Consider the following 26696-nt stretch of genomic DNA (forward strand, 5'->3'; position numbering starts at 1 on the left):
GTCGGGGCGTGGCCGTCGATCGCGAACGCGTCGCCGCCCTGGTGCGCGACCTGCTCGAGGCGATCGGGGAGGATCCCGATCGCCCGGGGCTCAAGCAGACCCCGCAGCGGGTGGCCGACGCCTACGGCGAGTTCTTCGCTGGAGTCGGGGCCGATGCCGCCGAGCCGCTCGCGCACACGATCTCCGTCGCGCGCGGACCGGCGCCCGACACGTTGCCCTCGGGCGCGGTCATGGTCCGCGGCATCCGGTTCCGCTCGTTCTGCGAGCACCACCTGCTGCCGTTCGCCGGTCACGCGCACATCGCGTATCTGCCGGGGGAGCAGGTCGTCGGGCTCGGGGCGCTGCCGCGGGTCGTCGACATCCTGGCGGCGCGTCCCCAGGTGCAGGAGCGCCTGGGCGAGCAGATCGCCGACACCATCGCCGGCGCGCTCGACGCTCGCGGCGTGCTCGTCGTGCTCGATGCGGCGCACGAATGCGTCACGATGCGCGGGGGTCGGCAGACGGATGCCACGACCGTGACCGTCGCAGCGCGCGGCGCCTACGCCGAGCCCGCCGAACGCGCCGAGCTGATCGCGCTGATCTCGGGCGGTGCTTCGTGACGGCGATCATGGGGATCCTCAACGTCACGCCCGACTCGTTCAGCGACGGCGGACGCTACGTCGACGTGGATGTCGCCGTCGGGCACGGCATCGAGCTGCGCGCGGCGGGCGCCGACATCATCGACGTCGGCGGCGAGTCGACCCGGCCGGGTGCCGAGCGCGTCGAGGCCGAGGTCGAGCGCACGCGCGTCCTGCCCGTGATCGAGGCCCTGGCCGCGCGCGGCTTCGTGGTGAGTGTCGACACGATGAACGCCGCGACCGCCGCGGCCGCCGTCGCCGCGGGCGCGCGCATCGTCAACGACGTCTCGGGCGGCCTGGCCGACGACGACATGTTCGCGGCGGTCGCGCCGACCGACGCCGACATCGTCATCGGGCACTGGCGCGGACACTCCGCCGACATGTACGCCACCGCGCGGTACGACGACGTCGTCGCCGAGGTCGTCGCAGAGCTGCAGGATCGCATCGCCGCCGCGGCGACCGCTGGCATCGCCCCCTCGCGCATCGTGCTCGATCCCGGCATCGGGTTCGGCAAGCGCGGCGAGCAGAACTGGACCGTGCTGCGTCACCTCGACCGGGTCGTCGGGCTGGGCAAGCGCGTGCTCGTCGGCACCAGCCGCAAGGGCTTCCTCGCCGATGCGCTCGAGGGCGACCCGGAACGGGCCCGACGGGATGCCGCGACGGCGGTCACCAGCGTGCTGGCGGCCGAGGCCGGGGCGTGGGGCGTGCGCGTGCACGACGTCGCCGCGACGCGTGACGCGCTCGCCGTGCGACGGGCGTGGCGGGAGGGCGTATGAGCGATCGGATCACGGTCACCGGCATCCGGTCGATCGGCTATCACGGGGTCTACGAGCACGAGCGGCGCGAAGGGCAGGAGTTCGTCGCGGACGTCGAGCTCGAGCTGTCGCTGGCCGACGCGGCCGCGAGCGACGACGTCGCCGACACCGTCCACTACGGCGAGCTGTCCGAGCGCGTCGCGGCGATCCTGGCGGGGGAGCCGGCCGACCTGCTCGAGACCGTCGCCGACCGCATCGTGCGGGCCGCCCTGGCGTTCGAGCGCGTCGATGCCGTCACCGTCACGGTGCACAAGCCCCAGGCGCCGATCCCGGTGCCGTTCGGCGATGTCAGCGTCACCCTCACCCGTCGACGGGAGCACCGATGAACCGCCGCCTCGCCCAGGACTCCCCGGCCGCGCGCCCGGCCGCCCCGGCCGCCGATCGTCGCGCCGTCGTGGCGCTCGGCGCCAACCTCGGAGACCGCGCCGAGACGATCGCTGCGGCGATCGACGAGCTCGACCGGCTGCCGCTGACCCGGCTCGTGCGCGCGGCCGAGCCGATCGAGACCGTCGCGCTGACCCTGGACGGACCGGATGCCGCCGCCCCGGCGTACCTGAACACGGTGGCGATCGTCGAGACGCGCCTCGCACCCAGCGTGCTGCTGACGTACCTGCACGCGATCGAGCAGCGGCACGGCCGCGCACCGCGATCGCCCGAGCAGCCGCGATGGCAGGACCGCCCGCTCGACCTCGACCTCATCGTTCACGGCGACGTCGTGAGCGATGCGCCGGAGCTCACCCTGCCCCATCCGCGTGCGGCGGAGCGCGACTTCGTCCTCGGGCCGTGGCTCGCCGTCGACCCCGACGCCGAGCTGCCCGGCCGGGGCCGTGTCGACGCCCTGCTGGCCGCGCTGCGGACCGACGCGGAGGCGGCACCGTGAGACGCACCTCACCGCTGACGCTCGTCGCCGCCGCCGTTCTCGGGGTCGCGGCCGGCTTCATCATCGATCAGCTGCTGACGGGATCGGGGCGGCCCACCTTCACGCCGTCGGTGATGCTCCCGGTTCTGTTCGTGCTGCTCGGCGTCGCGAACATCGTGCTGGCCCTCCCGATCCGGCGGGCCACCCGCGGCCTCGCGCCCCGCGTCGACCCGTTCCGCGCCGTGCGCGTGGCGATGCTCGCGAAGGCCTCGAGCATCGTCGGCGCTCTCGTCGGCGGCATCGGGGTAGGCCTGCTGCTGTTCCTCCTCACACGCCCGGTCCCTCCGTCAGTAGGCTCGTCGGGAGCGGTCACCGCCACGATCGTCGGGGCCGTCGTGCTCGTCGTTGCGAGCATGATCGCGGAGCAGCTCTGCACGATTCGGAAGGACGACGATGACGAACAGCCCGGACCACCCGAGCCCGACGCCACTCCCTCCCACCACTGAGGCCGCCGCCTCGGCGCCGATCGAGCAGACTCTCGATGCGGGTACCTACGACCGCATCCGCGAGCCACGCAGCGAGAACCGCCTCGCCCTCGAGCGCGGCGTGTGGCACCAGATCTCGCGCAAGTACCTGATCGTGCAGCTGATCGGCAGCGGCTTCTGGCTCGCGGTGGTCGTCGTGGGCGTCCTCGTCGCCGTGCTGCTGTGGGAGCAGTCATGGGCGCTGATCCCCGGCGGCATCCTCGTCGTGCTCATCGTCGCCGGCATGGCGATCCTGCCGCGTCAGGTGCGCTCGATCGGCTACCAGCTGCGCGAGGACGACCTGGTCTTCCGCCGCGGCATCCTGTGGCAGCGCATGGTGGCGGTGCCGTACGGACGGATGCAGCTGGTGGACATCACCCACGGACCCATGGACCGCGGTTTCGGCATCGCGCAGCTGAAGTTCGTCACCGCGGCCGCTGCGACGGGTGTCGTGATCCCCGGGCTCACGCAGCAGGCGGCCGACGCGCTGCGCGATCACCTCATGTCGGTCGCCGAGTCGCGCCGGACCGGGCTGTGAGCGCTCCGCACGCTTCCGCCTCCGGCGACGCCGTGCCGGGACCGGATGCCGCGGCGCCGGCGCCCGCCGGAGTGTCGGCCCCGCCCGCGGAGCTCGTGCGCTCGCCGCTCAGCGACGGCGAGTGGCACCGTCTGCACCCCCTCACGCCGCTGCTGCGCGGCGGGCTCGCGCTGCTGGTGGTGCTGGGCATCGTGGTCGCGAACATGCGCGACCGCCTCATCGGCATTTTCGTGCCGGCGCTCGGTCCGGACGGCGCGACCGAGGAGTGGGAGGAGTACGAGGCCGCGGGCGACCCGATCGGCTGGGTTCTCGCCAACAACCTCATCCTGATCGCGCTGCTCGTGACCGTGGGGGCGCTCGCCCTCATCGTCGGCGGCTTCTACCTGTCGTGGCGCTTCCACACCTTCCGCATCACCGAGGACGACGTCGAGGTGCGCAGCGGCATCCTCTCGCGCACGCAGCGCCGCGCACCGCTCGACCGCGTGCAGGGCGTGAACCTCACGCGCCCGGCCGTCGCCCGTCTGCTGGGAGCCGCGAAGCTCGAGATCGTCGGCGCGGGAGCGGACGCGAACGTCAAGCTCGAGTACCTCTCGACGAGCAACGCCGAGACGATCCGCGCCGACATCCTGCGCCTGGCGTCGGGGCAGCGCCTGGCCGAGGCCCGCGCCGCAGCGGCGGCGGCGGGCGCGACGCGATCCGGAGTGACCGACACCGTCGCGCGCGGCTTCACCGGCCTGATCGAGGGCGATGACTCCGACGCCGCCGAGCCGGCGTCGGTCGTGCGCATCCCGCCCGGTCGCCTCATCGGGTCGCAGCTGGCCAGCTGGGGCACGGTCGTCATCCTCGCCGGTGCCACGGCGCTGACGATCGCGGTCGCGCAGAGCGTGTTCTGGGTGATCTTCGCCTACCTGCCGGCGCTGCTGGGCCTCGGTGCGTACTGGGTGCGCACGATCGTCCGCTCGCTGCGCTACTCGATCGCCCCCACCCGCGACGGCGTGCGCGTGACGTTCGGACTGCTCACGACGGTCTCGGAGATCCTGCCCCCCGGCCGCATCCACGCCGTCGAGGTCACGCAGCCCATCTTCTGGCGCGCGTTCGGCTGGTGGGCGGTGCGGATCAACCGGATGACCGGACGCAGCGCCACCGACACCACGACCGACCAGTTCACGACGGTGCTGCCCGTGGGCACGCTCGCCGATGTCGACCGGGTGCTCGGGCTCATCCTGCCCACGGTCGACGATGCCGATCGCGCGGCGATCATCCGTGGCGGGGTAGTCGGCGATCGCTCTCGCGATGGCGGGGTAGTCGGCGATCGCTCTCGCGATGGCGGGGTAGTCGGCGATCGCTCTCGCGATGGCGGGGTAGTCGGCGATCGCTCTCGCGATGGCGGCATACTCGGCGATCGCTCTCGCGATGGCGATGCCGCCGCCGAAGGGGTGGACGGCTATGTCACGACGCCGCGACGTGCCCGCATCCTGCGTCCGCTGTCGTGGCGCCGCAACGGCCTCGCCGTCGGCGCCGACCTGCTGCTCCTGCGGCGCGGGCTCATCTCGCGCCGGCTCGCGGTGGTGCCCCTGGCTCGCCTGCAGTCGATCGGGCTGCAGCAGGGACCGGTCGACCGTGCGCTGCGCGTTGCGACGCTGCGGGCGCACACCGTCGCCGGTCCCGTCGTGGCCTCGGTCACGGGCATCGACCGCGACGACGCGATCGCCGCGTTCGAGCGGGTCGCCGACGTCGCCGTCTCGTCGGCCGCGACCGATCGCACGCACCGCTGGGCCGCATCCGACGGGGTTACCGTGACCGACGCCGCGACCGTCGTCCCGCCGCCTTACGTTCCGCCCGCCGGAACCGTCCCGCCCCCGCCCTACGCCCCGCCGGGCGCGACGGTCACGCCGCCCCCGCCCTACGTCCCGCCCGCTCCGGTGATGCCACCCCCGCCCTACGTCCCGCCGGGCGCGACGGTGACGCCGCCCCCGCCGTATGTCCCGCCCGTCGCGTCCCCCGAGGAGGAACGATGACCGCCAGCTCTCGGCTGGGTGTCGGCATCGTCGGCGCCGGTCGGGTCGGGCCCGTCATCGGCGCCGCGCTCGCCGGGGTCGGCCACGCGATCACCGGCATCACCGCCGGCTCCGACCGCGAGCGCGTCGACGCGGTGCTGCCCGGGGTGCCCGTGCTCGACACCGACGAGGTCGTCCGCCGCAGTGAGCTCGTCGTGCTCGCCGTCCCGCACGACGACCTCGAGCCGCTCGTGGCCGGGCTCGCCGAACTCGGCGCGTGGCAGGTCGGTCAGCTCGTCCTCCACACCGACCCGGCGCACGGGCTCTCGGTGCTCGCCCCCGCCGCCGCTCGGGGAGCCATCCCGCTCGCGGTGCACCCGGCCATCACCTTCACCGGCTCGACGCTCGACCTCCGCGCGCTCACGGGCGCCTACGCCGCCGTCACGGCGCCCGCCGCCGTGCTGCCGATCGCGCAGGCGCTCGCCGTCGAGCTCGGGTGCGAACCGGTGGTCGTCGCCGACGCCGATCGCCCCGCGTACGGCGAAGCGATCGCCACCGCGACGCAGTTCGCCGCCTCGATCGTGCAGCAGTCGGCCGCCCTGCTCGACCAGGCCGGCGTGCCGGCGCCCGGGCGCTTCCTCTCGACGCTCGTGCACTCCACGGTCGAGCGGGCTCTCACGGCGGCGGGCCGCGGCGCCTCCGTCGACGAGGAGCTGCTGTGAACAGCTCGCGCCGGCAGTGGCATCCGCTCGGGAACGGTCCGCGCCGGTGAGCGACGTCGAGCTCGCCCGCATCCCGGCGGGTGAACTGCCCGTCGCGGGCGCGGGCCGGGGGCCGTGGGTCGAGTCCTTCGAGATCGGCGTGTACCCCGTCACGGAGGAGCAGCTCGGCGAGGTTCTCGGGGTGACCGCCGCGCACCCGCGGCGTCCGGCGGTGCAGCTGTCGTGGCTGCGAGCCGTGCGGTTCTGCAACGCACTGTCGGAGTGGGAGGGCCTCGATCCCGCCTACGCGGTCGACGGCGACGACGTGCGCTGGTACGAGGACTCGGACGGGTACCGGCTGCCGACCGAGCGCGAGTGGGAGTACGCCTGCCGCGCGGGCTCTCGGGCCGCGCAGTATGGACCGCTGGCCGAGATCGCCTGGACCGCCGCCGACAATCTCTCGTCGCCGCAGAACGTGGGCGGGCGGCATCCGAACCTCTTCGGCCTGTTCGACATGCTCGGCAACGTCTCCCAGTGGTGCTGGGACCTCTTCGCCCCCGACACGGGGTCTCGCGACCGCGTGTTCCGCGGTGGCGGATTCGCCGATGCAGCGACGACCGTTCGGGCCGGAACGCGCCGCGGGGCTCGCCCCGACAGCACACAGGACGACATCGGCCTGCGGGTCGCCCGCGGACCTGTCGCGTAGCCGGCCGTATCGTCGCCGCCGACGGCGCGTCGGGTGCGCATTCGTCGGACCGGCGGTGCTGGAGTAGTCCCGCCCCGCTCTTGAGGCCACGGCAGCACCAGCGGTCCGACGGGTGCATCGCGAATCACACGCGGCGCGCTCGGTAGACTTGCCGTCGAATCCCGAGGAGTTCTTCTGCCATGAGCGATGCCACGAGCGACGCGCCCGTGTCCACCACCGACGACGCCGACGAGGTCATCGAGCAGAAGGCGGTCCGCCTGGCCAAGCGCGAGCGCCTGCTCGCCGAACGGACGGATGCCGCCGGCGGCGCCTACCCGGTCAGCGTCGCGGTCACCGACACGATCCCGGCGCTGCGCGAGCGCTACGCCGACCTCGAGGCGGGCGCCGAGACCGGCGTGACCGCATCGGTCGCCGGCCGCGTCGTGTTCAGCCGCAACACCGGCAAGCTGTGCTTCGCCGCGCTGCAGTCGGGTGACGGCAGCCGCATCCAGGCGATGGTGTCGCTCGCCGAGGTGGGCGAGGAGTCGCTGCAGGCGTGGAAGGACCTCGTCGACCTGGGCGATCACGTCTCGGTGACGGGACAGGTCATCTCGAGCCGCCGCGGTGAGCTCTCGATCATGGTCACCGGCTGGCAGATCGCCGCCAAGGCGCTGCTGCCCCTGCCGAACCTGCATTCCGAGCTGAGCGAGGAGAGCCGTGTGCGCTCGCGCTTCCTCGACCTCATCGTGCGCGACACCGCGCGCGAGACGGTGGTCGCCCGCGCGAAGGTCAACGCGTCGCTGCGTCGCACGTTCGACGCGCACGGGTTCCTCGAGGTCGAGACCCCGATGCTGCAGGTGCAGCACGGCGGTGCGGCGGCCCGGCCCTTCGTGACGCACTCGAACGCCTTCGACACCGAGCTGTACCTGCGCATCGCGCCGGAGCTCTTCCTCAAGCGCGCCGTCGTCGGCGGCATCGACCGGGTGTTCGAGATCAACCGCAACTTCCGCAACGAGGGTGCCGACTCGACGCACAGCCCCGAGTTCGCGATGCTCGAGGCCTACCAGGCATACAGCGACTACAACGGCATCGCCGATTTGACGCAGGAGCTCATCCAGAACGCCGCCGTGGCGGTCGCGGGATCGACGACCGTCACGTGGGCCGACGGCACCGAGTTCGACCTCGGCGGGCAGTGGGACCGCATCTCGATGTACGACTCGCTGTCCGAGGCGGCCGGCCGCGCCATCACTCCCGAGACCCCGCTGGAGGAGCTGCAGGCGCTCGCCGCCGAGGTGGGCGTCGTGGTGCCCGAGAAGGTCGCGACGCACGGCAAGCTCGTCGAAGAGCTGTGGGAGCACTTCGTCAAGGGCGGTCTCGAGCGGCCGACGTTCGTCATGGACTTCCCCGTCGACACGAGCCCCCTCGTGCGCGAGCACCGCTCCATCGCGGGAGTCGTGGAGAAGTGGGACCTCTACGTGCGCGGCTTCGAGCTGGCGACCGGCTACTCCGAGCTCGTCGACCCGGTCATCCAGCGCGAGCGCTTCGTCGAGCAGGCCAAGCTCGCCGCCCGCGGCGACGACGAGGCGATGCGTGTCGACGAGGAGTTCCTGCGCGCCCTCGAGCACGGGATGCCGCCCACCGGCGGCATGGGCATGGGCATCGACCGCCTGCTCATGGCGATCACCGGCCTCGGCATCCGCGAGACGATCCTCTTCCCGCTCGTGAAGTGACCGGGCGGGGGGCGGTAGTCCACAGCCCCACCGACCCTCCTCCCCGAGAGCGGCACCGCTCGCGGTCTGCACAATCGGGCCGGAGTCCGACCGGCCGGATGCCGCCGCCGACCAGTGTGGTCGCCATGACCACGACCGTTCGCGCGGCGGGCGCCGCGCACTTCCTGTCTCTCGTCCCTCACCTGCTCGGGTTCCAGCCGAGCAGCAGCCTCGTCGTCGTGCCGTTCGCCGGCCGTCGCAGCCTCGGCGCGATGCGGGTCGATCTGCCCACCGGAGACCTCGACGACCTCGACCGTGCCGCGGCGACGATCGTCGGCATGGTGTGCCGCATCCCCGACGCGGATGGGCTGACCGCGATCGTCTACACCCCCGACTCGGCCGCCGAGGGGCTTCCCGGAGTTCCGCTTCTGGCCGCCATCAGCCGCGCGGCAGACGTGTGCGGGCTGCACGTGGCCGACCTGCTGAGCGTCGGCGCCGACGGGTGGGGGTCGCACCTCGACACCGCCTGCCCGGCCGGGGGCCGGTCACTGCACGAGATCGACGACGCCGCCCGCGGCGCGGGCGCACCGCCCGACCCGGCGCCGGTGCTCGAGCACCACACGGCTGGGGCTGAGCTGCCGCGGCGGAGCGCCGCCGAGCGCCGCGCCGTCGGCCACGCGCTGCACGCGTTCGAAGCGGCGCTGGCCGTGGTCTGCGGCATCCCGCGGGTCGGTCGGCGCACCCCCGCGCGCGGCGACGAGGCCGTCGATACGGACGCCCTCGCCGCGGTGTGCGAGCTGGACGACCCGCCGCGCCTGTTCGAGGCGGCGCTGACCCTCGATCCCGCCACGCTCGACCCGGGTCGGGTCGCGCTGCTGACCTGGTGCCTCTCGCGTCCGGCGCTGCGCGACGTCGCACTCGTGCAGTGGGCGACGGACGCCGACGGCGGAGCGGCGGCCCTCGATGCCCAGCACCGATGGGAGGACGGCGAGGACTATCCCGAGCGCCTGGGCCGGATCATGTGGGGCGACGGGGACGGGCCCGACCCCGATCGGCTGCGGATGGCGCTCGCCGTCGTGCGCGAGGTCGCGGCGCTCGCGCCGCGCCGGCTGCGGCCGGGGCCGCTCGCGCTGTGCGCGTGGCTCTCGTGGGCGCTGGGCCGTTCGTCGCACGCGGCGTCGTACGCACAGCGCGCGCTCGAGATCGACCCCGATCACGGCCTCGCCGAGATCATGCTGTCGTTCGTGCAGGTCGGCCACCTGCCCGACTGGGCGTTCCGTCAGCGCGGACGCGTACGATAGGAGGTATGGACGAATACGTGGGCGCGATCATCTGGTCGCTGCTGCCGACCCTCGTGGTGTCGGTCCTGTTCGTCTTCGTGCTCCGCGGCATCCTGCGCATGGACCGCACGGAGCGTCGCGCGTACGCCAAGATCGAGGCCGAGGAGCGCGCCGCGCGGGGCCTGACGGCACCCGCGTCCGACCGTCCCTCCAGCTGATCCGAGGGGACCAGCGGTCGCACCCCGATACGCTGATCCCGACGAGAGCGGAGGGTGGCGTGACGATCGAGTTCACCGCGTTCGAGTTCCCCGGCTGGTGGCTGTTCCTCGTCTTCGTCGCCGACCTGATCGTCCGCATCACCGCGATCATCGTCGTGCCCCGCAATCGACGGCCCACCGCGGCGATGGCCTGGCTGCTCGCGATCTACTTCATGCCGTTCGTGGGGGTCTTCCTCTTCCTGCTCATCGGCAACCCGCGTCTGCCGCGCAAACGCCGGCGGATGCAGCGCGAGATCAACCAGTACATCCGCGAGACGAGCGAGGGGCTCGACTTCGGAACGCTGCGGCCGGACGCGCCGGCGTGGTTCACGTCCGTCGTCACGCTGAACCGCAACCTCGGGGCCATGCCGCTCGCCGGCGACAACGGCGCCGAGCTCATCTCGGACTACGAGGAGAGCATCCGGCGGATGGCTGAAGAGGTGCTGCGGGCCGAGCGGTACGTGCACGTCGAGTTCTACATCCTGCAATCCGACAAGACGACCGATGTCTTCTTCGCCGCGCTCGAAGAGGTCGCCTCGCGCGGCGTCACGGTGCGGGTGCTGCTGGATTACTGGGCCAACCGGGGCAAGCCGTTCTACCGCAAGACGATCAAGCGGCTGACGGCGATGGGCGCCGACTGGCACCACATGCTGCCCGTCCAGCCGCTGCGCGGCAAGTACCAACGGCCCGACCTGCGCAACCACCGCAAGCTCATCGTCGTCGACGGCAAGGTGGCCTTCACGGGGTCGCAGAACATGACCGACTCCACCTACAACCTGCGCAAGAACATCAAGCGCGGTCTGCACTGGGTCGACCTCATGGTGCGGGTGCAGGGCCCCGTCGTCGCGAGCATCGACGCGGTGTTCCTCTCGGACTGGTACAGCGAGACCGGCTCCACCCCCTCCGAGGACGTCGGACTCTTCGAGGTCGAGAGCGGGCCGGGCGACCTCGACTGTCAGATCGTGCCCTCGGGGCCGGGCTTCGAGTTCCAGAACAACCTCAAGCTCTTCACGGCGCTGCTGTTCGCCGCGCAGAAGCGGGTCATCATCGTCAGCCCGTACTTCGTGCCCGACGAGGGGTTGCTGCTGGCGGTGCAGACGGCGTGCCAGCGCGGGCTGCAGGTCGAGCTGTTCGTCTCGGAAGAGGGCGATCAGGCGATGGTCTACCACGCGCAGCGCAGCTACTACGAGGCGCTGCTGCGAGCCGGCGTGAAGATCTACCTGTACCGCAAGCCGTACATCCTGCACACGAAGAGCCTCACGATCGACGACGACGTCGCCATCATCGGCTCGAGCAACATGGACATGCGCTCGTTCGGTCTGAACCTCGAGATCTCGATGCTCGTCCGTGGCGAGGAGTTCATCGAGCAGATGCGCCGGGTCGAAGACCAGTACCGCGCGCTCTCGCGCGAACTGACCCTCGAAGAGTGGATGAAGCAGCCCCTGCGCTCGACCGTGCTCGACAACCTCGCCCGTCTGACGTCCGCGTTGCAGTGATCGCCGAGGCGCGTGATACATCTGAGACGAACGCGCTGCTCGCGACACATTCCTCATAGCGACGGAAGGATGACTCCTATGACGACACGAACCACGACGGCGACCGGCCTGCTGCTGCTCGCCGCCCTCGCGCTCGCCGGCTGCGCCACCTCTCCCGGTGCCGGAGGCACGCCCGAGGCGCCCGCCACCGAGAGCGCCGCTCCCGCGGGGGACGTCGAGCTGGATGCCGCGTGGCTCGACGGCGGCCGCGCCATCGGCATCGTCACCTGGGGCAGCTCGTCCTGCCAGCCGGTCGCCGGTGAGGCGACGGCATCGGGTCAGACGGTGACCGTCGAGATCACCGACCAGGGCGACGCCTGCACCCGCGACTACGTCCCGCGCGCCTCGTTCGTGCCGCTGCCCGAGGGCGTCGACCCCTCACAGGACGTCGAGATCGTCGTCACCGGCACCTTCGCCGGCGACACCGACCTGGACGGCATCCCCGGGGCCACGCCGCCGGCCCCCGGTGAGCCAGCCGAGATGATGCCGTCCGCCGGGTGGTTCGACGACGGGGGCATCGTCCTGCTGACCTACGGCTCGTCGAGCTGCCCGCCGGTGTTCGAGACCGTCGAGCTCGGCTCGGCCGGTGAGGTGCGCGCGGTCGAGGCCGCGGCCGCCGCCGACCAGGTGTGCACGATGGACTACGCGCCGCGCCTCAGCGTGCTCGGCGTCGGCGAGGTCTCGGACGACGACCGGCCCGGCGAGCTCGTGCTCGTGTCGGCGACCGGCGACGAGCAGCGCATCCCGATCACCGGCTGATCGCACACCACGCACGAACGACGGATGCCGGCGAGCTGAGGGCTCGCCGGCATCCGTCGTTCTCGCTCGTCTACACCGAGCCGAGCTGGGCCAGCACGAAGGTCCACACGCTGATGAAAGCGAGCATGCCGAGGCTGTAGAAGATCGACGCGCGCAGGATCTCGCTCTCACGCCCCGACAGGCCGACGGCGCCCGCGGCGATCGCTATCGACTGCGGCGAGATGACCTTCGCCGCCGCACCGCCGGCGGTGTTGGCTCCGACGAAGAGCGTCGGGTCGACGCCGATGCGCTCGGCCGTCGTGGCCTGCAGCTGGCCGAACAGGGTGTTGTTGTTGACCACCGATCCGGTGAGGAAGACGCCGATCCAGCCGATGACCGGGGCGAACAGCGGGAACAGCGGCCCGGCGCCGGCCAGTGCGGTGCCGATGGTGGCCGAGCCCCCGGACAGGTTCGCGATGTTGGCCAGGACGAGGATCAGCGTGATCAGCAGCAGCGCTCGCCACAGCTCCCGCACCGTCTGCACGAACTGCTCGCGCAGCATCCGGCCGGTCAGCGCCTTGGTCGTCGCGAAGGTCACCAGCACCGCGAGCAGGATCGCCGTGCCCGTCGCGTTGATGGGCGTCCAGCTCCACGTGGTCTGCGCCACGACACCGCCGGCGGAGGTGACCTGGCCGAACACCCCGGGGATCGGGACGTTGACGACGGCCCAGCTGAGGGCGCCGCCGGGCAGGAACAGCGCCTTGAACGCGGGGATGCTCCAGACGAAGACCAGGACGGTCAGGATGTAGAACGGGCTCCACGCGGCGATCACCTCACGCGCCGTGTGGCGCTGCTCGACCGGGGCGCTCGCTCCGTTCTCGCGGAAGATGTGCTTGGGCTGCCAGACCAGGCGCAGCCCCGCGAGGGCGAGCATCCCGAGAAGACCGGGGACGATGGCCGCCAGCTCGGGCCCGAGGAAGGTCAGCACCGCGGCCTGGCTGCCGCTGAAGACGACCGTCAGCACCACCGTCGCGGGCCACGTCTCGCGCAGGCCGCGCCACCCGTCGAGGATCATCACGAGCAGGAACGGGATGAGGAGCGTCAGCGGCTGCAGGATGAGCACGAGCACCCGCGACAGGTCCATCACATCGAGGCCGCTCACCTGCGCGCCCACGATGACCGGGATGCCGATCGCGCCGTACGCGCCGGCCGCGAGGTTCGCGACGAGGCTGAGCATGGCGGCCTTGACCGGCTTGAACCCGAGCTGCACGAGCATCGCCGCGCAGATCGCGATCGGCACGCCGAACCCGGCGGCCCCCTCGAGGAAGGCGCCGAACGCGAAGCTGATCAGCAGCACCTGCAGGCGCTGATCGGGCGAGACCAGGGCGATCGACGAGCGGATCACGGCGAACCGGCCGCTCGCGACGGCGATCTTGTAGAGCCAGACCGCCATCACGATGATGTACGCGATCGGCCAGATCGCGCTGAGCAGTCCGAACAGGCCCGCACCGGCCGCGGCGGAGGCCGGCATGCCGAAGACGAGCAGGGCGACGGCCACCTCGGCGACGACCGCGCTGCCCGCGGCCAGGATGCCCGACAGCTTCAGGACCACGAGGCACACGAGGAAGACGATGATCGGCGCCGCCGCGACGAGAGCCGACAGCCACAGGGTGCCGAGGGGGTCGATGGTCTGAGTCCACATGATCGTGCCTCTCAGCTGCGCACGGCGCCGATGACCCCGCGAAGGGCATCGGCGGAGGCGCGCAGCTGCGTCTGTTCGTTCTCGGACATGGGGGTGTTCGCGATGGGCACGGCGCCCGCTGCGCTGACGACCGACGGCACCGACAGGGCGACGCCGTCGACCCCCGCGAAGCCGTCGAGCACGGTGCTGACCGGAAGGACGGCGTGCTGGTCCTGCAGGACCGCCTCGACGATGCGCGCCGACGACAGTCCGATCGCGTAGTTGGTCGCGCCCTTGCCGCGGATCACCGTGTATGCGGCGTCGCGGACCTCGGCGGCGATGTGGTCGAGCTCGTCGAGCGTCATCCGCGGGTGACCCGGGCGCTCCCACTCGAGGATCGGCACCGTGCCGATCGTGGCGCTCGACCACAGCGGGAACTCGGTGTCGCCGTGCTCGCCCACGATGTAGGCGTGGACGCTGCTGGTCGAGACGCCGGCGCGCTGCGCGAGCTTCCAGCGCAGACGGGAGGTGTCGAGGACGGTCCCGGAGGAGAAGATGCGCTGCCGCGGCAGCCCGGCCGCCTCGGCGGCGACGACGGTGAGGACGTCGCAGGGGTTGGTCACGATGACATAGACGGCGTCGGGGGCGACCTCGAGCAGGCGCGGCATCATGCCGCGGATGATGCCGGCGTTGACACCGGCCAGCTCGGTGCGAGTCTGCCCGGGCTCCTGCTTGGCGCCCGCCGTGATGACCACGACGTGCGAGCCGGCGGCCACCGAGATGTCGGAGCTGCCCACGATGTCGCTCGCACCGATGAACTGCGAGCCGTGGGCGAGGTCGAGGGCTTCGGCCTCGACGCGCTCGGCGGCGATGTCATACAGGGCGACATGGCGGGCGGAGCCGCGGATGAGCGAGGCGTAGGCCACGCTGGCTCCCACGGCGCCGGCTCCGACAACGGTCAGTTTCGAGTTCTCGATCACGTTCACGACACCAGCCTAGGTGTGGTCAGACCACATGATCCAGTGCCGTTGCCCGGGTTTTTGCCGAGGCGTTTTTCCGGCCCGCCGGAAACCCGACGAGGTCAGATCATCGTGTCGAGGATGCCGGTCAGGTCCTCGAACGTCGTCCGGGGATTGAGGATCGCGAAGCGCGCGTTCGTCCGGCCCGCGTGGCTGCTCGGGGTGACGAACGCGTGCTGACGCTCGAGCAGGTCCGACGACCACCGCGCGTAGTCGGAGCGCTCCCACCCGACCCGCTCGAAGACCACGACTCCCAGCTGCGGACGGCGCACGAGCGTGAGCTCGGGTCGGCGCTCGATCTCGTCCGCGATGCGTTCGGCCAGCTCGATCGAGTCTGTGATCGCCGCGCGGTAGACGTCGGTGCCGTAGGTCGCCAGCGAGAACCACAGCGGCAGTCCGCGCGGGCGGCGGGTGAGGTGCACGGCGTAGTCGGACGGGCTCCAATCGCCGGTCTCGGTGAGCGTGTCGAGGTATTCGGCGTGCTGCGTGTGGGCGCGCCGTCCGAGCTCGGGGTCGCGGTAGATCAGCGCGCACGCGTCGAACGGTGCGAACAGCCACTTGTGCGGGTCGACGATGACCGAGTCGGCGTGCTCGACGCCCGCGAAGCGGTGCCGTGCGACCGGCGAGAGCATCGCGGCGAGACCGTACGCCCCGTCGACGTGCAGCCAGACGCCGTGCTCGCGGGTCACCGCGGCGACTGAGGCGACGTCGTCGACGATGCCGAAGTTCGTCGACCCCGCCGTCGCGACGACCGCGAACACGCTGTCGCCGTGCTCCTCGAGCGCCGCGCGGACGGCCTCGCCGCGCAGCATCCCGTCATCGGCGACGGGAACCGCCACGACCTCGACGTCCATGACCCGCGCCGCCGAGGCGATCGACGAGTGCGCCTCGGCACTGCACACGACACGCCACCGGTCCGGACGGATGCCGCGCTCGCGAGCGGTCTCGCGCGCGGCGACGAGTGCCGACAGGTTGCCGAGCGTCCCGCCCTGCACGAACACCCCGCCGGCGCTCGCCGGCAGCCCGAACTCGTCGGCGAGCCAGCGCAGCACCTCGTTCTCGGCGTGCACGGCGCCCGCACCCTCGAGCCAGGATCCGCCGTACAGCGCGCTCGCCGAGACGACGACGTCGAACGCCGCCGCGGCCTTGGAGGGCGCGCTCGGGATGAACGACAGATACCGCGGGTCGTCCGTCGAGATGCAGGACGGCGCGAGGATGTGCTCGAAGACGCCGATGGCCTTCCGCGCGCCGATGCCGCGCTCGTCGATCGTGCGGCCGGTGAGGCGACGCAGCTCGGCGGGCGGCAGCGGCTTGTCGAGCGGATTGTTCTCCGCGAGCAGGCGCTCGCGCGAGTAGTCGAGGACGAGGTCGACGATCGCTCGCGTCTCGTCCGTGACGTCGTGCATGCGGGCCGGGAAGCGCTCGGTCATGGGTCCTCCTGGGTCCGAGGGTAGTTCGTGGGGTGAGGTCAGGTCAGGGGCGGTGTGCGCGGCGGTGCGACCCGGCGCGGCGCGAGCGCCTCGATGGCGGCGCCGAGGCGCAGCAGCGCGTTGTCGTCATAGGCGCGGCCGGCGATCGTCAGGCCCACCGGCATCCGGATGTCGTCGAGCACACCCATCGGCACCGTCACCGTCGGGATGCCGAGGTGGCGGATGGCGAGGTTGCCGTTGGCGATCCAGGTGCCGTTGCGCCAGCCGAGGTCGGCCGACGCGGGGTCGACGTCCATGTCGGCGGGGGCGACGTCGGCGACCGCGGGGAAGACGACGGCGTCGAGGCCGGCGGCATCCATCCACTCCTCGAGGTCGATCCGGCGGGTGCGCTCGAGTCCGCGCAGCCCCTCTTCGAGGTGCGGGATGTCGCGCAGTGCGGTGTCGGGATGGGCGGCGACCCACGCCGGGTAGAGGGCGATGTCGTCGTCGAAGCCCGTGTAGCGGTCGGGCAGGGCACCCTCGGGGTGCGGGAAGATGCGCGCGCCGTCGACTCCGGCCAGACCCGGGAAGGCGGGGTCGCCGTTGGCGCGCAGGAAGTCGTCCCACGCCCAGGCCGACAGGTCGACGATCTCGCGGCGCAGATACTCGGGGCTCACGCGCCCGTTCGTCGCGATCGAGCCGGCGCCCGGGCGATCGTTCTCGTAGCGCGAGACGACGGGGAAGTCGGTCTCGATGACCTCGGCTCCCGCGGCTTCGAGCTCGGCGCGCAGCGATCGCCACAGGGCGAGCACGGTCGGGCGGGTGTCGATGCGCCGGCCCGTGGGCCCGCCGATCCCGGGCGATGCTGCCGTACCGGCGTCGGCATCCGCATTGATGTACATGCGGGGAATGCCCAGACGCCGACCGGACAGCGCGCCGCGAGCGGCTGGGGCGTCCGCGACGGCGAGGTCGCCGTAGCGTCGCGGACGCACCTCCGAGGCGCGGGGCAGCGTGAGCCAGGGCTGTGCACGCCAGAAGTCGCCGCGAGAATCGGGGTCGTCGGCGACGACGGCGTCGAGCACCGCGAGCAGATCGGCCATCGTACGGGTGTGCGGGACGACGACATCCATCGTGGGGACGAGCGGCCAGTTGCCGCGGACCGAGATGACCCCGCGCGACGGGGTGTAGGCGCACAGGGCGTTGTGCGATGCCGGACCGCGGCCGCTCGACCAGGTCTCTTCGCCCAGTCCGAAGGCTGCGAAGCTCGCCGCGGTCGCGGTGCCCGACCCGTTCGACGACCCCGATGCGAACGGGGCGGTCAGGTACTCGGCGTTGTAGGGGCTCTCGGCGCGACCGTAGAGGCCGCGCTGCATGCCGCCGTTCGCCATCGGCGGCATGTTGGTCAGCCCGAGGCAGATGGCGCCGGCCGCGCGCAGCCGCTCGATCGTGAAGGCGTCGCGCTGAGCGACGAGCTCGGCGAAGGCGGGGCTCCCCGCGGCGGCGGTGAGCCCGCGGACGAGGTAGCTGTCCTTCGCCGTGTACGGGATGCCGTCGAGGGGACCGCGGGACTCGCCGCGAGCCCGCCGGGCGTCGGATGCCGCGGCTTCGGCGCGCGCGTCGGGGTTGCGCACCACGACGGCGTTGAGGGCCGTGGGCGTATCGGGTCCGTCGTAGGCCTCGATGCGGGCGAGGTAGGCCTCGACGAGCCCGACGGCCGTCGCCTCGCCGCGCGCCAGCGCCGCCCCAAGCTCGCCGATCGTCGCCTCGGTGACCTCGATCACTCGAGTCCCCCCGAGTCGACCCGGGGGAGGGCCGGCTGCTGCTGCGTGATGCAGTGGATGCCGCCGCCGCGGGCGAACAGCGGACGCGCGTCGACTGTCACGACGCGCCGGCCCGGGTAGGCGTCGGCGAGGGTGCCGCGCGCCCGGTCGTCGGCGTGCGGGTCGCCGAATCCGCACGCGATGACTCCGCCGTTGACGACGAGGTGGTTGACGTAGCTGTAGTCGACGAAACCCTCGGCATCGCGCAGCTGCGCCGGGGCGGGCAGGTCGATGACCTCGAGGCGCCGGCCGGCGGCATCCTCCGCTTGCGCGAGCTCGGCGCGAAGCCGGGGGATGACCGCGTGGTCGGGGTGCGCCGGGTCGGGCTGGGCGTGCAGCAGCACGCGTCCGGGGCTGGGGAAGGTCGCGACGATGTCGATGTGCCCGTTGGTGCCGAACTCGTCGTAGTCGCGTGTGAGCCCGCGCGACAGCCAAATCGCTCGCTCCGCGCCGAGCGTGCGGAGCATCTCGGCCTCGACGCGGGCGCGGTCGGCGAAGGGGTTGCGCCGAGGGTCGAGCTGCACCGTTTCGGTGAGCAGCACGGTGCCCTCGCCGTCGACGTGGATGCCGCCGCCCTCGTTGACCAGCACCGAGCTGACGAGCTCAGCGCCGACGTGGGCCGCGATGGTGCGGGCATGCTCGGCCGAGAGCCGCCACTCGGCCCAGTCGGGCGCGCCCCAGCCGTTGAAGATCCAGTCGACGGCCCCGAGGGCGCCGGGGCGTTCGTCATCGATGACGAAGGTCGGGCCGTGGTCGCGCATCCAGAACTCGTCGACCGGAGCCTCGAGCTGGGTGATCCCGTCGCCGAGCATGGCACGGGCGCGAGCCGTCTCGCTCGGGTCGACGAGCATCGAAACGGGCTCGAACTCGGCGACGGCATGGGCGACGGCGGTCCAGGCGGCGTATCCCTCGGCGCGCTCCGCCTCGGTCTCGCCGAGGGTGACGCCCGCGCGGGGGAAAGCCATCCAGGTGCGTTCGTGCGGCGCGGTCTCGGCCGGCATTCTCCACGCCATTGCGGTCCCTTCGAAAAGTTGATCGCTTGATCAATTTCTCGGAAGCGTACAGACTGACGGTCATGCCGTCAAAGGATTCCCCGGTACGCACCCGCCTGAGCGGGTCCGAACGGCGCGCGCAGATCTCCCGTGCGGCCGAGGAGCTCGCCCGCCGACAGGGACTCGACGCCGTGACGCTGCGCGCCGTCGCGGCAGAGGTGGGCGTCGGCTCCGCCCTCGTCGCACATCACGCGCCGAGCATGGACGAGGTCGTCGCCGACGCGTTCGAGGCGATCGTCGCCGCCGAGCTCGCCGACCTCGAGCGGCTGCGCGACGCGCACGCCGACCCGGTCGCGCTCGTCCGCGAGCTGCTGGGCACTCTCCTCGACGGCTCGCGGTCGGACGTCACGCTCATCTGGGTGCAGTCGTGGGCGCTCGGCGGGCGCAACGACACCCTCGCCGCGCGCGTGCGCGCCCAGATGGACGCCTGGACCGACTTCCTCGAGGACATCGTCCGGCGCGGCACCGCGGCGGGGCGGTTCCGCGTCGAGGACGCCGGTGCCGTCGCGGCGCAGCTGCTCGGCATGATCGACGGGCTCAACGCCCACGCCCTCGTGTCGTGGCGCGACGCGGCCGGGCGCATCGCGCTGATGTCGACGGCCCTCGAGGCCATGCTCGGGCTCGACGCCGGCGACCTCAGCCGCTGACGGCCCGCGCAGGTCACCGCCTCGCACAGCTCCGCCGCATTCTCAAGCGCCTCGGCCCGCAGCGGGTGCCGGGCCTACGGTGAGACCATACGCGGGGAAGGATCGTCGATGACACACCGAGCACTCGTTCTGACCGGGTCGGGACGGTACGCCGACCCGTGGCATCCGTTCGCCGAGGTGGGTGCCGAGGTCGCCGACATCCTCCGTCACCGGGGGTGGGATGTCGCCGTCTCGGACGACGTCGACCAGGGCATGGCCAATCTCGACGGCTACGACCTCGTCGCGGTCTGCGCGGGAGACCCGTGGCGGGAGGGGACGCGCGGAGCACCCCCGGCGGCGGTCGCCGGATTCGCCGCGGCGCTCGAGCGCGGAATCGGTGTGCTCGCGATGCACTCCGCCGTCTCGTCGCTGCGCGACTATCCCGAGTGGGCGTCCGCGCTCGGCGCGATCTGGCTGCCCGAGCTGTCGTACCACCCGGAGGCGGGCGAGATGACCGTGCAGGTCGAGCCCGATGCGGTGCCCGCCGAGGTGCCGGTGACCTTCCACACGCACGACGAGCGCTACTGCGCGCTGCAGCGACTGGGCCACCGCACCGTCGTGGCCTGGCACGAGGGCGACGGTGCGAAGGAGGCCGCCGCGTGGGTGCGCGAGTTCGGCGGCGGCCGCATCGCCGTCGACGTCCTCGGGCACGACGCCCGGGCCCTCGAAACGTCGGGTCACCGCTCGCTGATCGCGGCGCTCGCGGCCTGGGCGGTCGCGTCGAGCTGACGCTTGCGCGCGTCGGTCAGCGGGCGGCGGCGCGGTAGCGCTCCACGATGACGGCGGCGACGGCATCTTCGGGAGCCAGCGGCGGCGTAACGACGTCGGCCCCGCCTGCCGCGATGACGCCGGCGAAGTGTCCCGGTGCGAGCACGTAGCTCGCCGCGAAGACGCGCTTCGCCCCCGCCTCGCGGGCGGCGCTGACGGCCTCGGCGATACGGGTGCCCGCCCCCGCAGCGAATCCCGTGGTCACGGGCCGGCCGAGCCGTGCCGCGAGCAGCTCGGCCATCGCCGCGACGTCCACGGCGGCCGCCGGGTCGGACGACCCCGCTGCGGCGAGGACGACCGCGTCGGTGGCCGCGTCCAGCCCCGCAGCGTGCAGCCGCTCGGCGAGCAGTTCGGCCAGCAGCGGGTTCGGACCGAGGGCGGCCGTCGCGACGCACGGCCCCGGCGCAGCCGCCACAGCACGGGCGATGTCGACGCGCGTGTGGAACCCCGTCGACAGCAGCACCGGGACGACCACGGATGCCGCGCCCGCGGGCACCGCCGCCACGACGGCGTCGATCTCGGGCTCCTGGACGTCGACGAACGCCTCGTCCACGCGGACCTCCGGCAGCATCGCGCGCACGCGGTCGACCAGCGCCGAGATCGCGGCGCGTCCCTCGAGTGAGCTGGTGCCGTGCGAGCAGGCGATGAGGATCGGGTTCACGGCATCCCTCCGGCGGGTACGACGTCGAGGCGGTAGCCGCGCTTGACCACGGTGCGGATGAGCGTCGCCGAGCCGAGGGCGTCACGCGTGCGCGCGATGGCGACATCGACCGCGTGGTCGCCCGCCGCCGAACGGGGGAGGACGCGCTGCAGATCGGCGCGGCTGACGACGCCGCCGGCCGCGGTGAACAGCGCATCGAGGATGAGCATCGAGGTCGGCGACAGCGGGATCGCCCGGCCGTCCAGCACGGCGGCCGAACTGCGCAGCTCGAGCCGGCCCGCCGGTGTCGGGAGCGAGGGGGCATGGCCCCCGCCGAAGTGCGTCACGACCGCCCGGACCAGCGAGCCGAGGCGGCCGCGGTCGGCGATGAGCGGCTCGACTCCGGCATCGCGGATCGGTGCCGCCGTGATGGGACCGACCGCCGCGAGCAGCAGGCGACGAGCGTGCGCGCGTCGCAGGATGTCGTCGAGGGCGCCTTCGCGCCGAGCGGTCGCCATCCATTCCGCGGCGCCGGGGGCCGAGGTGAACAGCACGGCGTCGACTTCTCCCCGCGCCGTCGCGATGACCGACCGGGCGACCTGCGCCGGGTCGGGCGGCGGGCCCCAGCGGTACACGGTCAGGCTGACCACGTCGGCTCCCGCCTCGGTGAACAGCTCGTCGAGCCCGTCGGAGCCCGACCCGTGGTGCTGCACCGCGACGCGGCGCCCCCGCACCCCCTCGGCCAACAGGAACTCGCCCAGCTCGCCCGACGTCTCGGACTCGGCCACCCAGTCGGCGATGAGGCCCGCCTGCTGGATCGCGCCGCGGGCCTTGGGGCCGCGCGCGACGATCTGCGCCCCGCGGAACGCGGCGTGGAGGTCGTCGAGCTGGCCCGCCTCGTCGGCTGCTTCCATCCAGCCGCGGAACCCCACGCCCGTCGTGACCACCACGACGTCGGGCGGCCGCGCGATTAGCGCCCGGGTCGCCGACATCAGTGCCTCGTCGTCGATGTGCGAGACGATGCTGAGCGCGGGGGCGTGGCGGACGGCCGCCCCGTGGCGTTCCAGAGCCGTCGCGAGCTCGGTCGATCGCCGGTCGACGGCGATGACGACGGTGCACCCGCCGAGGGCGGCCGAGAGCGCGGGACGGACGGACTGGTTCACCGGGTGACGCGCTCCCGATCCGATGCAGCGGTCAGCAGCAGGTCGGCGCGCGCCACCTCGCCGATCACGATGACCGCCGGGTTCGCGACGCCGGCGGCCGCGGCATCCCGCTCGACCTCGGCGAGCGTCGAGTGGGTGGTGCGCTGCTGCGGCGTGTGCCCCCGCTCGACGATCGCGACCGGGCGCGAGCCGGGGGCTCCGGCCTCGCGGGCGGCGGCGACGATGCGCGGCAGCGCCGCGACACCCATGAGGACGACGGTCGTGATGGTGTCGTCGCCGAGCGCTGCCCGCGTCGACGCCGAGACGGCGCCCTGGCCGTTGGCCACGTGGATCCCGGCGGACACCCCACGATGCGTGACCGGGATGCCCGCGGCCTGCGGCACCGAGACGACGCTCGTCAGCCCGGGCACGACCTCGACGGCGACGCCGGCGGCGTGGCACGCGGCCACCTCTTCGCCGCCTCGGCCGAACACGAACGGGTCGCCGCCCTTGAGGCGGACCACGCGCTTTCCGGCGCGCGCGTGGGCGACGAGGAGCGCGTTGATCTCGTCCTGCGTCACCGGATGGTGGCCGGGGCGCTTGCCGACATCGATGATCTCGACGTCGGGCTCGAGCTCGTTCAGCACGTCGGTGGGACCGAGGCGATCGGCGACGACGACATCCGCCTCGGCGAGCAGTCGCCGTCCGCGCACCGTCATGAGGTCGGCCGGCCCGGGGCCGCCGCCCACGAGATCGACCCGACCCCCGCCGCGTCGGCAGCGGCGCAGCGGAAGCGTTCCGGCGCGCAGCGCGTCGGCGATCGCGTCGCGCAGGCGCACGGCCCGGCGGGGATCGACGCCGGCGTCCGAGGCCACGCCGACGAGGACGTCGCCGCTGCGCGTCTCGGCCGTCAGGCGCGCCGAGCCGTGGGCCCCGTCGGAGGTGTTGACGCAGAACACGCGCCGGCTCTCGCACCACGCGGCGACGGCGGTGTCGACGCGCGGGTCGCCGGTCGCGGAGTGCACGAGCCATGCGCCCGCGATGTCGTCCGACCGCACGCGGCGTGCGTGCCACGTGAGCCCGTGCGTCGTGACGGCTCGGCGCATCTCGTCGCCCAGCTCGGGTGAGACGACGTGGATGTCGGCCCCCTCGTCGATGAAGCGGCCGACACGGCGGGCCGCGACGGCGCCGCCGCCGACGAACAGGACGCGGCGGCCGGTCAGCGACAGTCCGAGCATGGTGGTCATGCGACACCTCCGACGCGGATGAAGACCGTTCCGGCGTCGACCGCCACGGGCCACACCCGCAGCGCGACCGGCTGCTTGCCCTGAGCGTCGAGGCACGCCCCCGTGCGCAGATCGAAGACCTGCTTGTACATCGGCGAGGCGACGGTCGGAGCGTCGCCCCGGGTGCCGACGATGCCGCGCGACATCACGTTCGCGCCGCTGTACGGATCGAGGTTGGATGTCGCGTGCACGCGGCCGTCGTGCAGCAGGAAGAGAGCGATCTGCTCATCGCCCAGCAGCGCCGCGCGGCCCCGCTCCACCTCGAGGTCGGCCATGCGGCACACGGCCGTCCACGCCGATCCACGCGTGCGCGCCGGCGTCTGGTCGATCAGGGTCACCGCCGCACCTCCAGGGTCGTGCCCGCGATGAGCACGCGGTCGTCCGCACGCTCGTCCGCCGTCGCCGGGCGCGGCTGTCCGCGCTCGACGGTGTAGGCCAGCGAGGGATCGGGCGTCGTCGGGGCGTTGACGAACGAGGCGAACCGGCGCAGCTTGTCGGGGTCGGCGAGGGTCGCCGCCCACTCGTCCTCGTACGCGTCGATATGCCGCGCCATGGCGGCATCGAGGTCGGCGCAGATGCCGAGCGCATCGTCGAAGATGACGGCGCGCAGCCCGTCGATGCCGCCCTCGAGGTCTTCGAACCACGGAGCCGTGCGCTGCAGTCGGTCGGCCGTCGAGATGTAGTACATGAGGAAACGGTCGATCGCGGTGAGCAGGGCGTCGTCGTCGAGGTTCTCGGCGAGCAGCACCGCGTGCCGCGGCGTGAACCCGCCGTTGCCGCCGACGTAGACGTTCCACCCGGTCTCGGTCGCGATGACCCCGACGTCCTTGCCGCGGGCCTCGGCGCACTCGCGCGCGCAGCCCGAGACGCCGAGCTTGAACTTGTGCGGTGCGCGCAGTCCTCGGTATCGCAGCTCGAGGCGCACCGCCATGCCGACGGAGTCCTGCACCCCGTACCGGCACCACGTCGACCCGACGCACGACTTCACGGTGCGCAGCGACTTGCCGTACGCGTGTCCGGACTCGAAGCCGGCGTCGACGAGCCGCCCCCAGATCGCGGGCAGCTGTTCGAGGCGGGCGCCGAAGAGGTCGATGCGCTGTCCGCCGGTGATCTTCGTGTACAGGTTGAAGTCCTGCGCGACCTGCGCGATCACGAGAAGCTTCGCGGGCGTGATCTCGCCCCCCGGGATGCGAGGGACCACCGAGTAGCTGCCGTCCTTCTGCATGTTCGCCATGACGTGGTCGTTCGTGTCTTGCAGGGTGGCGTTCTCGCCGTCGAGCACGTGGCGGCCGGTGAGGGTCGACAGGATGCTGGCGAGCGCGGGCTTGCAGATGTCGCACCCGCGGCCCGTGCCGAAGCGCTCGATCACGGCGCTGAACGTCGTCAGGCCCGATACCCGCACGGCATCGAAGAGCTGCCGGCGCGACAGGTCGAAGTGCTCGCAGAGCGCGTTGCTGACCGTCGCGCCCGACTTCGCGAGCTCGGCGCCGACGAGCTTCTTGATCATCGGTACGCACGAGCCGCAGGCCGCCCCGGCTTTCGTGCAGGCCTTCACCGCGGCGACATCCGTGCATCCCTCGTCGTGGACGGCCGAACGGATGCCGCCGGCGGTGACGCTGTTGCACGAGCAGACGAGGGCCGCACCGGGCAGCTCGCCGGTGGGGGCGGCGACGCCGCCGTCGGGCAGCAGGTATGCGGCCGGGTCGCCGCCGAGCGCGCCGCCCACGAGGGGACGCAGCGACCCGTAGGCCGACGCGTCGCCCACGAGGATGCCGCCGAGCAGCGTCTTCGCGTCGTCCGAGAGCACGAGCTTCTTGTAGACCCCGGCGACGGGGTCGGCGTAGACGACGTCGAGCGCGCCGGGCGTCTCGGCGAACGCATCGCCGAAGCTCGCGACATCCACGCCCGACAGCTTGAGCTTGGTCGACAGGTCGAAGCCGCCGAAGGCGGCCTCGAGCCCGAGCAGACGCGTCGCGGCGACCTCGGCCATCGCGTAGCCCGGTGCGACGAGCCCGACGCACTGCCCGCCGAAGCTCGCCACTTCGCCGATCGCGAGGATGCGGTCATCCGAGGTGTCGCAGCGCTCGTCGATCACGACGCCGCCGCGCGGATCGACGGTCAGGCCCGCGCCCCGTGCGAGCTCGTCGCGGGGCCGGACGCCGACGGTGAAGACGACGACGTCGGTGTGCTCCCACGTGCCGTCGCGGAACTCCAGGCCCACGACCTGTCCGCTGCGATCGGCGTCGAGCCGCGTGGTCAGCGAGGACGTCCGCACCCCGATGCCGCGTGCCGTGATCAGGCGGCGCAGCGCGTCGCCGGCCGGGAGGTCGAGCTGCGCCGACATCAGCCTGTCGGAGGACTGCACGACGGTGCAGTCGACGTCGAGACCCTGCAGGGCGCCGGCCGCCTCGAGGCCGAGCAGGCCGCCGCCGATGACGGTTCCGGTGAGCCGCCGGCCGAGCTCGGCCGAGCGTCGCTGCACGAACGCCTCGAGGGCTTCGACGTCGTCGAGGGTGCGGTAGACGAAGCAGCCGTCGTGGTCGTAACCGTCCACCGCCAGTCGGGCCGCGTACGAACCCGTTGCGAGCACGAGCCGGTCGTAGCCGATGCGCTCGCCGGTGTCGGTCAGCACCTCTGCGGTCTCGCGGTCGATGCGGGTCGCCGTGCGGCCCCGCAGAAAGCGCACGCGCTCGTCGTCGAGGGGTGACCGGTCGAGCTCGAGGTCCTCCGCGGAGGCGCCCGCGAAGAACGAGGTCAGCCCGACCCGGTCGTACGGGTGGCGGGGCTCATCCCCCACGATCGTGACTCGCCACGTGTCGCCCGCCCGGCTGAGGAGGCTCTCGACGAAGCGGTGAGCGACCATGCCCGCCCCGACCACCACGACGTGCGCGGGACCGGTGGGGCTCATGTCGCGACCGTACGCGCGGGAGGTTGCCAC

The 26696-nt window shown here is 72.6% G+C and carries 26 protein-coding genes; 16 read left to right on the forward strand and 10 right to left on the reverse strand.

Annotated elements, in window-relative coordinates:
* Window positions 1-8: 8 nt before the first annotated feature.
* The 14 genes from folE to JOF37_RS10640 all read left to right on the forward strand — a co-directional run bounded on the left by folE (window position 9) and on the right by JOF37_RS10640 (window position 12276).
* On the forward strand, window positions 9-599 hold the full coding sequence (gene folE, locus JOF37_RS10575; protein ID WP_210006775.1) for a GTP cyclohydrolase I: 591 nt from the start codon (window positions 9-11) through the stop codon (window positions 597-599).
* Window positions 596-1393: a dihydropteroate synthase gene (gene folP / locus JOF37_RS10580; protein ID WP_210006776.1), complete on the forward strand. Its 798-nt coding sequence runs from the start codon at window positions 596-598 to the stop codon at window positions 1391-1393. The genes folE and folP overlap by 4 nt, the downstream gene beginning before the upstream one ends.
* Complete coding sequence (folB, locus tag JOF37_RS10585) at window positions 1390-1758, forward strand: dihydroneopterin aldolase (RefSeq protein WP_210006777.1); 369 nt, start codon at window positions 1390-1392, stop codon at window positions 1756-1758. Before folP ends, folB begins: the two co-directional genes overlap by 4 nt.
* On the forward strand, window positions 1755-2312 hold the full coding sequence (gene folK / locus JOF37_RS10590; protein WP_210006778.1) for a 2-amino-4-hydroxy-6-hydroxymethyldihydropteridine diphosphokinase: 558 nt from the start codon (window positions 1755-1757) through the stop codon (window positions 2310-2312). The genes folB and folK overlap by 4 nt, the downstream gene beginning before the upstream one ends.
* The gene (locus tag JOF37_RS10595; protein WP_210006779.1) at window positions 2309-2797 is read left to right on the forward strand and encodes a DUF3180 domain-containing protein; all 489 of its coding nucleotides are present in this window, start codon (window positions 2309-2311) and stop codon (window positions 2795-2797) included. The genes folK and JOF37_RS10595 overlap by 4 nt, the downstream gene beginning before the upstream one ends.
* On the forward strand, window positions 2745-3353 hold the full coding sequence (locus tag JOF37_RS10600; RefSeq protein WP_210006780.1) for a PH domain-containing protein: 609 nt from the start codon (window positions 2745-2747) through the stop codon (window positions 3351-3353). The genes JOF37_RS10595 and JOF37_RS10600 overlap by 53 nt, the downstream gene beginning before the upstream one ends.
* Window positions 3350-5371, forward strand: a complete 2022-nt coding sequence (locus JOF37_RS15565; protein WP_271175050.1) for a PH domain-containing protein — start codon at window positions 3350-3352, stop codon at window positions 5369-5371. Before JOF37_RS10600 ends, JOF37_RS15565 begins: the two co-directional genes overlap by 4 nt.
* A complete protein-coding gene (locus JOF37_RS10610) occupies window positions 5368-6072 on the forward strand; it encodes a DUF2520 domain-containing protein (RefSeq protein ID WP_210006781.1) in 705 nt (234 codons plus the stop codon). Before JOF37_RS15565 ends, JOF37_RS10610 begins: the two co-directional genes overlap by 4 nt.
* 46 nt (window positions 6073-6118) lie before the next feature.
* Window positions 6119-6757, forward strand: a complete 639-nt coding sequence (locus JOF37_RS10615; protein ID WP_210006782.1) for a formylglycine-generating enzyme family protein — start codon at window positions 6119-6121, stop codon at window positions 6755-6757.
* Between the two features lie 179 nt (window positions 6758-6936).
* Window positions 6937-8466, forward strand: coding sequence for a lysine--tRNA ligase (gene lysS, locus JOF37_RS10620; RefSeq protein WP_210006783.1), 1530 nt, complete (start codon window positions 6937-6939; stop codon window positions 8464-8466).
* A gap of 125 nt (window positions 8467-8591) precedes the next feature.
* On the forward strand, window positions 8592-9746 hold the full coding sequence (locus JOF37_RS10625; RefSeq protein WP_210006784.1) for a DUF4192 family protein: 1155 nt from the start codon (window positions 8592-8594) through the stop codon (window positions 9744-9746).
* Between the two features lie 5 nt (window positions 9747-9751).
* Window positions 9752-9943 carry a hypothetical protein gene (locus JOF37_RS10630; protein ID WP_210006785.1) on the forward strand — a complete coding sequence of 64 codons (192 nt, stop codon included), beginning with the start codon at window positions 9752-9754 and terminating at the stop codon, window positions 9941-9943.
* Between the two features lie 65 nt (window positions 9944-10008).
* Window positions 10009-11478: a cardiolipin synthase gene (cls, locus tag JOF37_RS10635; RefSeq protein ID WP_210007773.1), complete on the forward strand. Its 1470-nt coding sequence runs from the start codon at window positions 10009-10011 to the stop codon at window positions 11476-11478.
* A 78-nt stretch (window positions 11479-11556) separates the two neighbouring features.
* Entirely contained in the window at window positions 11557-12276 is a 720-nt protein-coding gene (locus JOF37_RS10640; RefSeq protein ID WP_245338145.1) for a hypothetical protein, read from the forward strand.
* Window positions 12277-12346: 70 nt separating this feature from the next.
* Here the strand turns inward: JOF37_RS10640 and JOF37_RS10645 are convergent, their stop codons facing one another.
* From JOF37_RS10645 to JOF37_RS10665, 5 genes are all read right to left on the reverse strand, one after another.
* A complete protein-coding gene (locus JOF37_RS10645; protein WP_210006787.1) occupies window positions 12347-13957 on the reverse strand; it encodes an L-lactate permease in 1611 nt (536 codons plus the stop codon).
* Between the two features lie 11 nt (window positions 13958-13968).
* A complete protein-coding gene (locus tag JOF37_RS10650; protein WP_210006788.1) occupies window positions 13969-14922 on the reverse strand; it encodes an L-lactate dehydrogenase in 954 nt (317 codons plus the stop codon).
* Window positions 14923-15017: 95 nt separating this feature from the next.
* A complete protein-coding gene (locus JOF37_RS10655) occupies window positions 15018-16385 on the reverse strand; it encodes a pyridoxal phosphate-dependent decarboxylase family protein (protein ID WP_210006789.1) in 1368 nt (455 codons plus the stop codon).
* Window positions 16386-16423: 38 nt separating this feature from the next.
* The gene (locus tag JOF37_RS10660) at window positions 16424-18145 is read right to left on the reverse strand and encodes an amidase (RefSeq protein ID WP_210006790.1); all 1722 of its coding nucleotides are present in this window, start codon (window positions 18143-18145) and stop codon (window positions 16424-16426) included.
* Window positions 18142-19197: an agmatine deiminase family protein gene (locus JOF37_RS10665; protein ID WP_210006791.1), complete on the reverse strand. Its 1056-nt coding sequence runs from the start codon at window positions 19195-19197 to the stop codon at window positions 18142-18144. Before JOF37_RS10665 ends, JOF37_RS10660 begins: the two co-directional genes overlap by 4 nt.
* A 62-nt stretch (window positions 19198-19259) precedes the next feature.
* Here JOF37_RS10665 and JOF37_RS10670 point away from each other — a divergent pair, with 62 nt between their 5' ends.
* Both JOF37_RS10670 and JOF37_RS10675 read left to right on the forward strand, forming a co-directional pair.
* Window positions 19260-19883, forward strand: coding sequence for a TetR/AcrR family transcriptional regulator (locus tag JOF37_RS10670; protein WP_210006792.1), 624 nt, complete (start codon window positions 19260-19262; stop codon window positions 19881-19883).
* Between the two features lie 108 nt (window positions 19884-19991).
* Window positions 19992-20651 carry a ThuA domain-containing protein gene (locus tag JOF37_RS10675; protein WP_210006793.1) on the forward strand — a complete coding sequence of 220 codons (660 nt, stop codon included), beginning with the start codon at window positions 19992-19994 and terminating at the stop codon, window positions 20649-20651.
* Window positions 20652-20667: 16 nt separating this feature from the next.
* Here the strand turns inward: JOF37_RS10675 and JOF37_RS10680 are convergent, their stop codons facing one another.
* From JOF37_RS10680 to nirB, 5 genes are read right to left on the reverse strand one after another with little or no spacing between them, the layout of a single operon-like run.
* Window positions 20668-21351 (reverse strand): sirohydrochlorin chelatase, encoded by a 684-nt coding sequence (locus JOF37_RS10680; protein WP_210006794.1) that lies wholly within the window; start codon window positions 21349-21351, stop codon window positions 20668-20670.
* Window positions 21348-22493 (reverse strand): uroporphyrinogen-III synthase, encoded by a 1146-nt coding sequence (locus JOF37_RS10685; RefSeq protein ID WP_210006795.1) that lies wholly within the window; start codon window positions 22491-22493, stop codon window positions 21348-21350. Before JOF37_RS10685 ends, JOF37_RS10680 begins: the two co-directional genes overlap by 4 nt.
* Entirely contained in the window at window positions 22490-23719 is a 1230-nt protein-coding gene (gene cobA, locus JOF37_RS10690; RefSeq protein ID WP_210006796.1) for a uroporphyrinogen-III C-methyltransferase, read from the reverse strand. The genes JOF37_RS10685 and cobA overlap by 4 nt, the downstream gene beginning before the upstream one ends.
* Window positions 23716-24096 carry a nitrite reductase small subunit NirD gene (gene nirD / locus JOF37_RS10695; RefSeq protein WP_210006797.1) on the reverse strand — a complete coding sequence of 127 codons (381 nt, stop codon included), beginning with the start codon at window positions 24094-24096 and terminating at the stop codon, window positions 23716-23718. The genes cobA and nirD overlap by 4 nt, the downstream gene beginning before the upstream one ends.
* A complete protein-coding gene (gene nirB, locus JOF37_RS10700) occupies window positions 24093-26666 on the reverse strand; it encodes a nitrite reductase large subunit NirB (RefSeq protein ID WP_210006798.1) in 2574 nt (857 codons plus the stop codon). The genes nirD and nirB overlap by 4 nt, the downstream gene beginning before the upstream one ends.
* Between the last annotated feature and the right edge of the window lie 30 nt (window positions 26667-26696).

Origin of the sequence: Microbacterium imperiale, assembly GCF_017876655.1 — a bacterium.
Lineage (GTDB): Bacteria > Actinomycetota > Actinomycetes > Actinomycetales > Microbacteriaceae > Microbacterium > Microbacterium imperiale.